We start from the raw sequence: 11,788 nt of genomic DNA, 5'->3' as shown, positions 1-11,788 counted from the left end.
TACCACAGATGTTAATCAGTGAGTTGGTTAAGATATATCACCTTTCTATTTTATAGTTTCTGATTTTTATTTTCAAATTTTCGATTTAAAAGGATTATTAATCTCTTGAACATAAAAATAGAGCAAGCTCGATGTAGCTTCATCTAAGAAGTTCTACGATCTTGGCCTGCTCTGTACAATTAACCTAAACGGCTCTCTCTGTAACCAAAAATGTGGATGAAGCATAGTATATAATCCATAATCTTCCTTACATTTAATTAGAATTAACAGGGATATCATTGCGATTAATTCTGAGTAATTTGCCTGATGAAGTCGATAGAACGTCGGGGTCTGTGCCCAGCCCAAAGTAGAAATCACCTTCGTGTTCTTCAAAAGACTTGGCGTACGTGTCCTGGTTAAAACGGAGGATTTCATTCCATGTGTTCAGATCTGTCGATTGATACACCCGGTTTATATAGAGATTTGCACTTTTGCGAGTGTAGGTAAGCACATAGACTTTCCCTTCTCGAAGCAGTAGATCCGTAGGAAGAGCTAGAGTATCTGGCAAAATGACGCGCGCTGCCTGATTAATGTCGGTCATCACATTCAAGGATTTGGGTAACAGTTGCCCATCATTGAATACCCCTCCGGCAATATAAAGCAGCTTATTGTTAAAATTAATATTTTTCCCTATTTTATTATACGGAACTGTGCCCGTTTGATAGGATAATCCTGGGAGCATTTTGCTACCATAAATGACCACGTCTTTCTTTTCAAGCTTCTCATTAATCTCTAATACATTAGTCTTATCGCCCCAAATTTTATTGGCAGGATACATCATGCCTGATGCATATAATTTGCCCTTGATTTCAAATAGCGTATATGCCCTGAAGCCAAACGTATTGATGGTGGCGAATTTTTGCCAACTTTCGCCTTGATCATGAGAGATTAATACGGTCGGTTTCTGCTCGGTACCCAGCGCTGCAAACAGTTTGCCCTGATAGGACGCCAAATCGTATACGTGTACACCTAGCGGCAGATTGCGATACTTTGTCCATACATCTCCATCTAACCGGTAGAAGTTTCCCATATCCCACTGTTCACCATCCGAATCATTTCCGGGAATATACAATTTGTCGTTCAGCACTTTATAAATATCAATCTGTTCCTCATCTACAAATAATTTGGTCGAAGGAACGATGCTCGGATTGCTATTGGTGACGGACTGGGTTATAAATTTGGGATTGGCTGTATCGTAATAAATGACTGGAATAGGACCCGCATTAGGTGAAACACCTAAATTACTGCTGTTCCCATGACCCATATATATTTTCCCTCTGTACAGCTGCAAGTCCCAAACATTATTGGCATACGGTGCTTTCTTAAAAGGTTTTCCAAGCAACTCAATCTTGGACGTCACATCAGCGGATGTGATAGGCGCACTGGACACCTTGGCAAGTGCCCGTTCGGCAGTTGGCTGATGATCGGTTGAAACATTGTTTTTGGGTTTCGAATTACCCATAAGCAGCCAGCCCATGCCTGCAACAATCGTCAAAATCACGGCTGCCCATTTTGTATTGCTCTGCATGTCCGCTTCCTCCTTCATTTTTATGAAATAACACCTTTACATCAAAATGATACAAATTGTATCTTTTCATATTATGTAAAACGAAACGTACTTGCAACAAATTCCGCCCGTTCTGTGCAAAAAAAATAGACAATCGCATCCGAAGATGCGTTGTCTATTTGTCATTCATTCATTGTGGTTGCCTACCGCTTGCACATCAGTTCCAGTTGAGTTCCAACCGGGCACGTGTTGCCATCCGCTGACTTCCACTCTATTACTTGGCTTGTGATTCGCTTGGTAAATTTACTCAGCTTTCACCAGAATTTTAACCTGGTTTTTCTCTTTCAGCAGTGCTTCAAATCCATGCTCTACCACTTCATCCAGGCTGATTCGTTTGGTTACCAGCTTGTCTGCCGGGAAGAAACCTTTAGCCATCAAGCTAATCACAGCCGGGAATACGTCACGGTAACCGATAATGCCATTGACCGTACGCTCCTTCATGACAATGGAGTTTGGCAGGATCGGTGCTTCCTGTTCAAAAATGCTGACGATCATCAATTCACCGCCAATACGCGTTGAATCAATCGCTTGTTGCAGCACCCGTGGAACTCCGGTTACTTCATAAGCTACATTCACGCCACCTTGGGTGCGTGCATGAATTTCTTCCACTACTTTGTATTGTGTAGGATCAATAACAATAGCGCCAAGTTCTTCCGCTTTGGCTTTACGTTCTTCGGATAATTCCACAACATAAATATCCGATGCACCAGAAGCTTTCAACGCTTCAATAACCAACAACCCGATTGGACCCGCACCAAAAACGGCCGCAGTGTCGCCGACTTTCAGTTTGCTTTGACGAACAGCATGAAGAGCTACTGCGGAAGGCTCCACCAACGCTCCCTGCTCGTACGAGATGGAATCAGGAATGGCATGAACCATATATTCCTCAGCCGTTACATACTCCGAGAAACCTCCGCCTCCCCCAGCCAGACCCAAGAAACCCATCTGATCGCACAAATTATATTTCCCTTGTTTACAGGCTTCACAATGACCACATGCATAGATCGGTTCCACCACAACGCGGTCCCCTGCCTTATAACGTGTCACGCCTTCTCCTACTTCAACGACTTGTCCTGAAAATTCATGCCCCATCACAACAGGTGCTTGTTCCCCTGTTAGCGGATGCGGTGCTTGAGCCGGAATGAAGATCGGGCCAGCAGTGTACTCGTGCAAGTCACTGCCACAGATACCACACCACTCCACTTTTATTTTAACCTTTCCCTGTTCAGGGCGGGGTTCATCAATATTTTCGAGACGCAAATCTTTTACTCCATGCCAACGCAATGCTTTCATTTGTTTCATCTCCCAGATCATAAGTTTTGATATAATCGGAAACGTTTCCGTAAGTTAAATATGTCACATTTTAAATAGGCTGTCAAACATAATTTGTCACACATATGTCTATCTTATGAATTTTACGTCGATAATTCTGGTGTAATAACAGCGTTTTCAATATATCGATCATTTTTTGCTCTGTGGCTTTCTGTCCGTTCTCGTGTATATGTTTAATTCAATGGATATAGAATGCGCGATTTTTCTCTATTTATCCATTTGGTTCTTTTGGAAAACCAACAGACATCTCTGTCCTTTCAATCGTATTCACGGGATAGTTATTGGCTCAAATGTTATAATCAAGGTATAGGATTGTCTTTGCATTCGTACATATTTTCAAAATTCGGAATCGTTTCCGATGAAGTGAGGTTAACTAAACGTGAGTAAAGATCAGAAGATTACGATCAAGGACGTTGCAGAACTTGCAGGTGTAGGTATCGCTACCGTCTCCCGAGCCATTAACAATTCCGATGGCATCAGCAACAAAACACGGGATAAAGTCTTGCAGGCCATTGAGGAGCTTGGATTTGTCCCCAATACCTCTGCCCAGAGTTTGAAAATACGGCAGACACATCAGATCGCACTGGTTGTTCCCGACATACGCAATGCTATCATTCCCGAGATCTCTTGGTCTGTTGAACAAACGGCGAAGCAGCATGGGTATCATGTGGTTCAAATCAATACGGCGGGTAATGCACGAACGGAACTGGAAACCATTCGTACGATCAAAAAATTGCATGTGGACGGGCTTATTTTCATGCCTTTGGCATATCCCAAAACATTGCCTGGTTTAATTGATAAAGCTCCCCTTCCCATTTCCATGATCAATTACGGTAAAAAGCTGGACCCTGGTATGAAAGCTGATGTCGTTTCTCTTTCACAGCCTGAAGGGAAATTGGTAATGGAACATCTGATTAAGATTGGACGGACCCGCATTGCATACGCCGGTGCTCCCAAAGACATTATTGAAGAGCGTTATCGGGCTTATGAGCAAGCACTCGGACATGTAGATATCTCGCTTGTTTACTTCGGAGAAGATTTTTCATTGAATACGGGAGCTAATGCAGCGGATTATTTCTATGGACTGACTCACATGCCAGATGCCGTATACGCGATTAACGATATGGTCGCCATCGGACTGGTAAATCGGTTTAAAGAACTCGGCGTTCGTGTCCCTGAAGATATCGCAGTTGTGGGCGTTGATAATAACCAATGGACTACCGTTACGTCTCCGCAGATCAGTTCAGTCTCGATTATGGGCGAAGAAGTGGCCCGACTTGCTACGGAATTACTGTTAAAACGGATTCGAGAGATGAGCACCACGGATTACGAGCATATTCAATTTGAGCCACGGTTAATTGTGCGCGAGTCCAGCGTTGCCATGATCCGCTCATCTTCACAAGGACCACGCGCATAAGAATGATTGCGAAGAAACCGGATTTAATGGACAGTCCAAACCTTCGATAAACACAAAAAGGTGCTCACCAGGAATGAATTTTGTCCTGAGAAACACCTTTTTTTATCTTCATTCACACCCTTTTATCTCAAACCCACCTCCGAGCAATTACTTCTTCGAAAGCAATTGTCTAATCGGTGTTCCTTTCATAAACATCTCAATATCCTCTACGGTATGGTTAAAATAAATGGCATAGTTTCCTTGAGTCACATAACCCAAATGCGGTGTTGCCAGAAGATTTGGCAGTGTACGCAACATATGATTCACAGGAAGAGGTTCCTGTTCATATACGTCTAGACCGGCCCCGGCAATCCACTCATTCTGTAAAGCTTCGACCATCGCCTCTTGATCCACAATGCCTGCACGGGACGTATTGATCAATAAAGCAGTATTTTTCATCCGTTGCAGCTCGGCTCGTCCGATCAGATTACGAGTGCGATCACTGAGCACCAGATGAATGGAAACAATATCGCTTTGTTCCAGCAACTGTTCCTTCGTCTCTGCCCACTGGACTCCCTGTTCCTCCGCTCGTTCCTGTGTCAAATTCTCACTCCAGGCGATCACGTTCATGCCAAAGGCTTGTGCAATCTCTGCCATCCGGCTGCCAATCTTGCCTAAACCGAGCAATCCCAGTGTCTTTTCGTACAAATCCATGCCAACTGTACTTTGCCAATTCCGATTGGAACGCAGTGCGTTATTTTCAGTTACCAGCTGTCTGGACAGACCCAGTATCAGCGCCCATGTCAGTTCCATCGGCGGGTTCGAGCTGCCTTCCGTGCCACAGACGATTACTCCACTTTCTTCCGCGGCCCGGAGATCAATGGAGGCATTGCGCATGCCGCTTGTAATCAGAAGCTTGAGCTTGGGCAATTGTGTAATCACGGATTCAGGAAATGGTGTACGCTCACGCATCAAGACAATAATTTCAAAATCCTGCAGTTCCTGAACGACCTTCTCTTCTGATCCCAAATAGTTATTGAACGTCTGAACCTCAACTCGATCCAGGATAGGAGTCCAATCCGCTGAAGAAAGGGCTACATTCTGATAATCATCCAATATGGCACAACGCAACTTCGTCTGCATGGTTGAATCTCCTCCTCATATATGTGCATCATCAAACATTCTTTGAACATGTTACCCGAATATGTAAATCATAGTATACACCCTAATTTAATCTATACCCTATCTGTATTGTATCAACTCAAGCCCTCATCTGCCCAATGTCCTCAGACACAAAAAGAGCAGGAACAGATTCCCGCTTCTCGCTCTCACTTCAGAACAGCTTGAAAAGCAGCGCCGTCATCAGTATGGCCATCGCCACTTGAAGCAAGGACCGTATTTTCCAAAAAATCGTATCTAATTTTGATTGATCATTCTCTGTTAGCGAACCCACAATAGCAATAAAAGCAAGCATGCCAATCACAATCAAACTGAACTGGATGATCCCCATCCCGCCGTATGTCGTCAGAAGCACACCTATAATGTATAAAACGACAAGGTAGATCCTATGAAAATAACGCTCCATATGAACACCCTTTCTAAAAATGAAATCCTTCCCTCATTCCTCAAGCAACGATAACGTAACCTTAATACTCTGCTGCACAAATGAGCGATCCGGCTCCGATTTCATCATCACGGTCAATCCAATCATCGATACAACCAGAGACTTGGACAACGCACTTGCGTCGAGATCATTAGACAATTCCCCTGTTTCCTGCCCCCGTTCAATCGTCTCCTTGAAAATCGCCCCGAGATACATCTGGTGCTCGCGTGTCAGAACAGCGAATTTGGGGTCATGTGGAGCCAGTTCAACCATCGTATTGATGCAAAAACAGCCATGACGAGTATCTGTCACATCCCCTTCTGCTCCAATATGTTCAAATAAGGCACGGAAGGCTTCTTTTACAGAGGATGTATGTTGAAGCCTGGATCTGACCTGCGCGGCATGCAAAGTTGTATATCTGCGAAGTGCCGTTTCAAACAATTCCTTTTTGTCACCAAAAGCCGCATAAAGACTGGGACGTTGAATTCCCATGGCTGTTGTCAAATCACTTAGGGACGTCGCCTCAAATCCCTTATCCCAAAAAATCTGCATCGCTGCTTCCAGTGCCTGATCCGTATCAAATTCCCGTTGTCTAACCATGTATTCACCCTCTTTATGTATCGATCAGTATACATCTATTTTAATCTAGATCCAATTTTCATGTCAAACTTATCTTTATTTATAAAAGAAAAATCAACCATTCCATTTTATTTCTTGACATCGTGTCAAAGCGTGAAGTATGTTTATTCGGAATCATAATGTACTGATCGGTATATTTAAATTCAACCGTGTTCTTACCGCTCCCCCTAACTTACCACATTCGAATACAGAAAGGTGAATCATCCATGCAAAATCCATCTCATCAAGCACATCCCTTCAGCGAAGGACGTCCAGGCATGTCCCGACTTGTCGCGCTGTTATTTGCCCTGTGCAGCGGACTGGCGGTAGCCAACATTTATTATGCCCAGCCTTTGCTCGACTCCATTGCTGACGAGTTTAGAATCTCTCATTCCTCTATTGGAATCGTTATTACCGTAACCCAGATTTGTTACGCCCTCGGATTGTTATTACTGGTCCCACTTGGTGATCTATTGAACCGGCGCAAGCTGATCATGATCCAGATGCTTTTATCCGTAATCGCCCTGGTTACTGTCGGTACCTCATCATCCAGCCAGGTTCTATTCATTGGAATGGCCGCCATCGGGCTGCTTGCCGTGATTACACAAACACTCGTTGCCTTTGCCGCCTCCCTGGCTGTACCTTCAGAACGAGGGCGTATCGTCGGTCTGGTCACAAGCGGAATCGTCATAGGCATATTACTGGCGCGAACCATAGCAGGCACCTTAAACGATTGGATCGGCTGGAGATCAGTCTATCTCTTCTCTGCCAGTCTGACATTACTCGGGATTATCGCACTGTTTCTTGTACTCCCAAAACACGAACCCAAGCGAGAGAAACTCAGCTACACCCAATTAATTGTTTCAGTCATGCAACTGTACCGTGAGTTGCCTATTCTGCGAACACGCGGCGTTCTCGCCATGTTAATTTTCACAGCCTTTAGCACGTTATGGACTTCCATGGTGTTGCCACTTAGTGCTCCGCCACTTTCCCTGTCACATACTGCTATTGGAGCCTTTGGTCTCGCGGGAGCTGCTGGTGCCCTGGCTGCTGCACGTGCTGGAAAACTGGCTGATCGGGGATTGGGACAAAAGACGACGGGCGTCGCTCTGGTCATATTGCTTCTATCCTGGCTGCCCATTGGCTATGTTCACCACTCTTTATGGCTGCTTGTAGCTGGGGTAATTATGCTGGACCTTGCCGTGCAGGCCGTACATGTCACCAACCAGAGTCTGATCTATGAAGTTCGACCAGAGGCGCAGAGCCGTTTGACGGGCGCCTACATGATCTTTTATTCAATAGGAAGTGCTACCGGCTCCATTGCGTCTACTCAAGTATACGCATGGGCAGGTTGGACTGGCGTTTGCTGGCTGGGTGCAGGCGTGAGTGCCGCTGCGCTTCTGTTCTGGACCATTGATCGATATATCCATCGGAATTCGGATCAATAAAAGAACTTAATCCAGCTTATTCCATACCACAATAAACAGCGTGGCTAACGGACCAAATAACAGGGAAATCAGAAACCAGTTACGGCCACTTCTGTTTTTTCCCTGAGCAAGTCCGGCATTAGTAAGGGCAAGTGTGCCCCAACCTACAAAATATTCGTTTTCCATCAACTATCATTTCCTCCTTACAGATCGGCCCTATCTATTCTCTAGTAACGCCTTTAGCTTCAAATTACGGCTCTCCAGGAAAGCCTGCATATACCTCTTGAGTACAATCCGCTCTGCAACCCAACCCAGAACACCAAGGGGAGCTTCGAATCTCAGTGTGTCCCTCATACAAGTGGTCTGCTCTCCAAGCTTGCTAAAACTGTGTTCATGTCTCATGCTCTTGAAAGCACCTTTCTCCATCTGATCCACAAAGAGATACGGCCGATTGTACGCGGCGATCCGGGAAGTCAGCTTTTGCCTTATCCCGAAATGGCTCGCTTCGAAAGTTACCGTATCGCCTTCACCAATTCTGCCCGTTGTAACACCCGCTACAGCCTGCTCACGGGTATGTTTCCAGACGGTCCGGGTATGAATATCAATGTCCCGCGCATAGTCAAAGCATCGCTCAATGGGCGCATGTATTGTAATCTCGGTTACCACTTCAATCAAGGACGATCACTCCTTTTCCGCTTCCTTTGCCTAAAGGCTATGTTAAATTCTAATGTTGATATCTGACCATAAGAAAACCGCATTCGTTGAAAAGGTGGTTTATTGCTATCGTGTCCCGTTAGCGCAAGGACTTACTCTGTTGAATTTCGTGTTCCTCAACATAAAGCGGCATCAGAGAAGGCGGATCGTACCTTATCGCGGCCTTTAAACGAAAAATGGTGCCGATAGCCTAGCCCCACAGCCGAAACGAAATAATGAGTCTAATCCGACAGTGCCCGCATGATGTTGGATTTCGCCTCTACCGCAATTGCTTCATTCCCATCATCGACCGCTTGCATTAAGACCAGTATGGGGATGTATACCGCGATCAGCCGTGCCAGCAGCTTCGTTTCCTCGTCCGCTCCTCCGTACGTTTCAAAAAACACGCCGCGAGCGTAAGATGGTAAAAAGCTATAAGCAACGCTCAAATCGCAAGCCGGATGGCCTACGCTCAGATCGCCCCAATCAATGATGCCGGAAACGATCCCGTTCTCATTTACAAGCATATTTTTGAAATGAAGATCGCCATGTAGCAGTGCATTCACCGCCTCGACACGGTCCTTTTGCAGCCTGCTAATATACGCTTCGATCACACCGGACTCCTCCGGCGACAAGTGTTCAACCACCTTCGATAGAAAGCCCTCCAATTTCACTTTGCGCGATGCTATGTCCGTCAAGTTTCGATGATCTTGCTGAACTCCGCACTTCAGCGCCGCCTGCACCGGAAACTCATGCAATCTCCGCAAAAATTTCGCCAACGTCTCTGCCGATAAAGCCCGGCGTTCTTCCGTCAAACCGATTGGGAAATCTCCTGACACGTAGGCATAGCCAAGAAATGGTGCCGGGTATTCGTCACTTGCTTCGCCATAAAACAACGGTTTCGGATAGGGGATGGTCATATATGCCTCCAGCTTCGGCAGCAGCTTCCCTTCCATACGAATAGAGCCAACTGCAATCTTTCTTCTTGGAAACCGGAACACATACTCGTCACCGATGAGAAAAACCGTATTGTCCCAGCCCCAGCCCAATCGCTTTACTTGCTTCGATGACAGCTGAGGGAATTGTCTGCCGATCAGCGTCCGCGCCTGCTCTTCGTTAACCTCCCACTCCGCATCCCATACATTCGTTCCTCCCATGAATTGTCTGCCTCCTCGTTCCTTACGTTATTTAGATGTTTACATTCCCTGGAATTTACGCATAACTGCCCGTTAGCTTAACAAGAATAAGTAGAAAGCCGAGTCGGTCACAGTAAACAGACACAATTTGACCAACATATTTTTCTTATTCGACGCGGTATTCTCATACTTGCTGTCTAAGTAACGAAACCACGCCAAGTAATTCTGCAAATACTTTGTTGCAACACCATTGATGCGATCCATCCATTTCTTCAAGCGGCTGTGGTAGCTGTTGGTTCGGGACTGCAAAAAGTAGATAAGTTCTCGCTTACCATTATCGTCCAACGTATCAGCAAGCTTTTTCAGTTCCTTTAAATCCATGGGCAAATCATCTCCGAACAGTTATATTGCCCTTACCAAAGAACACTTGTTCGTAATTTTCAAATATCAACAACAAAGTTTAACATACGCTTCCCTAAAAAGGAAGATTAAGGTCTTTGCAAAGTATAGTCCTGGTCACCATGAAGAACAACGCAGTTCATGATCTAAATGAAAAACGGGTCCCCTGTTATCTTATAGGAGGCCCGTTTTCTGTATGAATTCATTTGTTATTCAAACTTAGATAATTAATTCATTAATGGCAAGAGTGCGTTCTTTGGACAGATCACGATATTGTTCCGATTCCACCTTGATCAGTGGTTTAAAAATATCGGATGTATTGTTCATGACAATAACACCCCGCTCGCCGTTGCTCAGCAGTACTTGTTTACCAATAAAATTAGGAAGCAGATGCTGCATCAAGGCTTGAACCGGCTTCTCATTCAGTTTGCCGAATCCCATCGCATAAATATCGCGCAAGTTATTGATCAGGTTCGGATTGCTGCTTCCGTGACTGCCGGATCTCATCCCAATGTATATGTCAGCGACTGATACGATCTGTGTATATGGATGAATTTCGTCTTTCTTCAGTTGCATCGGATATCCGGTACCATCCTCCAGTTCATGATGCTGAAGAGCTACCAGCGCTGTAGCCTCATCGGTCATGGAACTTTTGATAATATCATGTCCATAGATCGTGTGACGCTGCAATTCGAGCTGTTCATCTGCCGTTAACGGTTCCACCTTGTTGCGTATCCGATGAGATACCTTGCATTTGCCGATATCGTGAAGATAGCCCCCACGACTGATCTGATAACTTTCTTTTTGGGAATAACCAAGCCAGTTAGCTAGGTAAAATGACAACAGTCCAACCTGAATGGAATGTGTGTAGTTATTGACATCATCCCGTTCCAGCATCATCAGGAGATGCACGACATCCTTTTGCTCGTCCAATCCCTCCACCATCGGTTGAAGCGCATCGTCCACCATTGTTGCGTTGAACTTGCCCACAGTCAGCGCTTCGAGAAACGCGGATTGATAATTATGTACAGTTTGTATAAATTGGGATTTCATTTCTTCTTCAGGCGGTTCTTCCTTGGTGCTTGTGCTTGCTCCAGATGCAAATTTTGCTGCAGCAGCAAAGAATTCCGCTTCCGTGATCTCTTCCTCGCGTGGTTCAATATCCACATAGTCTACGCGGTGCTGCATCAGCAAGGTGATATCTTCACTTTTGATCACAGTACCCTGACCCAGAACGTGTAATCCCGCTTCGCTGAATGTATCCGCAGTTAGACGGTCTCCATCTTGCAGGTTCATAATATGGATTCTCAAATCGGTATTCCCCCTGAACAATCATTTATAGTCAACAGTACCCGTTAGATCGGGTCCCAAAAATCCCTATACTACTTTATATCGATAAATACATTCTTTTTCTCCATAGTCCAAACGACCTTAATCGTAAAAGGAAATACGAACGTATAAGACTTTATTCTCAGTCCCATTTTCAAAAAAGTCCCGGTTTGAATTTGTATTTAGATATCTGGCATATTGCTTTACACATATATAACCAAAAAGCCCAAAAAAATCTTTGGGCTTTTA

General features: G+C 44.9%; 11 protein-coding genes and 1 pseudogene. 2 read left to right on the top strand and 10 right to left on the bottom strand.

The features are described from left to right. Nucleotides 1-253 precede the first annotated feature (253 nt). Complete coding sequence (locus A6049_RS04450) at nucleotides 254-1,567, bottom strand: hypothetical protein (RefSeq protein ID WP_063563451.1); 1,314 nt, start codon at nucleotides 1,565-1,567, stop codon at nucleotides 254-256. A 282-nt stretch (nucleotides 1,568-1,849) separates the two neighbouring features. Continuing rightward, the gene (locus tag A6049_RS04445; protein WP_063563450.1) at nucleotides 1,850-2,899 is read right to left on the bottom strand and encodes a 2,3-butanediol dehydrogenase; all 1,050 of its coding nucleotides are present in this window, start codon (nucleotides 2,897-2,899) and stop codon (nucleotides 1,850-1,852) included. A 418-nt stretch (nucleotides 2,900-3,317) separates the two neighbouring features. On the opposite strand from A6049_RS04445, the gene A6049_RS04440 reads away from it, so the two are divergent. Beyond that, on the top strand, nucleotides 3,318-4,355 hold the full coding sequence (locus A6049_RS04440; RefSeq protein WP_063563449.1) for a LacI family DNA-binding transcriptional regulator: 1,038 nt from the start codon (nucleotides 3,318-3,320) through the stop codon (nucleotides 4,353-4,355). Nucleotides 4,356-4,502: 147 nt separating this feature from the next. On the opposite strand, the gene A6049_RS04435 is transcribed toward A6049_RS04440, so the two are convergent. The 3 genes from A6049_RS04435 to A6049_RS04425 form a co-directional block, all read right to left on the bottom strand. Then, on the bottom strand, nucleotides 4,503-5,477 hold the full coding sequence (locus A6049_RS04435) for a D-2-hydroxyacid dehydrogenase family protein (RefSeq protein ID WP_063563448.1): 975 nt from the start codon (nucleotides 5,475-5,477) through the stop codon (nucleotides 4,503-4,505). Nucleotides 5,478-5,667: 190 nt separating this feature from the next. After that, the gene (locus A6049_RS04430) at nucleotides 5,668-5,919 is read right to left on the bottom strand and encodes a hypothetical protein (RefSeq protein WP_063563447.1); all 252 of its coding nucleotides are present in this window, start codon (nucleotides 5,917-5,919) and stop codon (nucleotides 5,668-5,670) included. A gap of 33 nt (nucleotides 5,920-5,952) precedes the next feature. Continuing rightward, complete coding sequence (locus A6049_RS04425) at nucleotides 5,953-6,537, bottom strand: TetR/AcrR family transcriptional regulator (protein ID WP_063563446.1); 585 nt, start codon at nucleotides 6,535-6,537, stop codon at nucleotides 5,953-5,955. A 245-nt stretch (nucleotides 6,538-6,782) separates the two neighbouring features. Here A6049_RS04425 and A6049_RS04420 point away from each other — a divergent pair, with 245 nt between their 5' ends. After that, complete coding sequence (locus tag A6049_RS04420; protein ID WP_063563445.1) at nucleotides 6,783-8,003, top strand: MFS transporter; 1,221 nt, start codon at nucleotides 6,783-6,785, stop codon at nucleotides 8,001-8,003. A 6-nt stretch (nucleotides 8,004-8,009) separates the two neighbouring features. On the opposite strand, the gene A6049_RS33180 is transcribed toward A6049_RS04420, so the two are convergent. From A6049_RS33180 to A6049_RS04400, 5 genes and pseudogenes are all read right to left on the bottom strand, one after another. After that, nucleotides 8,010-8,171 (bottom strand): hypothetical protein, encoded by a 162-nt coding sequence (locus tag A6049_RS33180; protein ID WP_161490544.1) that lies wholly within the window; start codon nucleotides 8,169-8,171, stop codon nucleotides 8,010-8,012. Nucleotides 8,172-8,198: 27 nt separating this feature from the next. Then, a complete protein-coding gene (locus tag A6049_RS04415; protein WP_342671810.1) occupies nucleotides 8,199-8,648 on the bottom strand; it encodes an SRPBCC family protein in 450 nt (149 codons plus the stop codon). A gap of 269 nt (nucleotides 8,649-8,917) precedes the next feature. Then, complete coding sequence (locus tag A6049_RS04410) at nucleotides 8,918-9,832, bottom strand: phosphotransferase (RefSeq protein WP_063563443.1); 915 nt, start codon at nucleotides 9,830-9,832, stop codon at nucleotides 8,918-8,920. 107 nt (nucleotides 9,833-9,939) lie between these two features. Next, nucleotides 9,940-10,108 (bottom strand): annotated as a pseudogene (locus A6049_RS34535) (IS1595 family transposase); the annotation flags it as partial. Nucleotides 10,109-10,429: 321 nt separating this feature from the next. Next, nucleotides 10,430-11,521: an HD-GYP domain-containing protein gene (locus tag A6049_RS04400; RefSeq protein WP_063563441.1), complete on the bottom strand. Its 1,092-nt coding sequence runs from the start codon at nucleotides 11,519-11,521 to the stop codon at nucleotides 10,430-10,432. Between the last annotated feature and the right edge of the window lie 267 nt (nucleotides 11,522-11,788).

It is taken from the genome of Paenibacillus sp. O199, assembly GCF_001636635.1.
GTDB lineage: Bacteria > Bacillota > Bacilli > Paenibacillales > Paenibacillaceae > Paenibacillus > Paenibacillus marchantiae.
This window is presented reverse-complemented; position numbering and strand designations above follow the sequence as displayed.

Bases quoted from the DNA above. Each gene is read 5' to 3' on its own strand.
- A6049_RS04425 (WP_063563446.1), bottom strand. From the start codon at position 6,537: ATGGTTAGACAACGGGAATTTGATACGGATCAGGCACTGGAAGCAGCG.
- A6049_RS04410 (WP_063563443.1), bottom strand. From the start codon at position 9,832: ATGGGAGGAACGAATGTATGGGATGCGGAGTGGGAGGTTAACGAAGAG.
- A6049_RS04450 (WP_063563451.1), bottom strand. From the start codon at position 1,567: ATGCAGAGCAATACAAAATGGGCAGCCGTGATTTTGACGATTGTTGCA.
- A6049_RS04435 (WP_063563448.1), bottom strand. From the start codon at position 5,477: ATGCAGACGAAGTTGCGTTGTGCCATATTGGATGATTATCAGAATGTA.
- A6049_RS04445 (WP_063563450.1), bottom strand. From the start codon at position 2,899: ATGAAAGCATTGCGTTGGCATGGAGTAAAAGATTTGCGTCTCGAAAAT.
- A6049_RS04430 (WP_063563447.1), bottom strand. From the start codon at position 5,919: ATGGAGCGTTATTTTCATAGGATCTACCTTGTCGTTTTATACATTATA.
- A6049_RS04420 (WP_063563445.1), top strand. From the start codon at position 6,783: ATGCAAAATCCATCTCATCAAGCACATCCCTTCAGCGAAGGACGTCCA.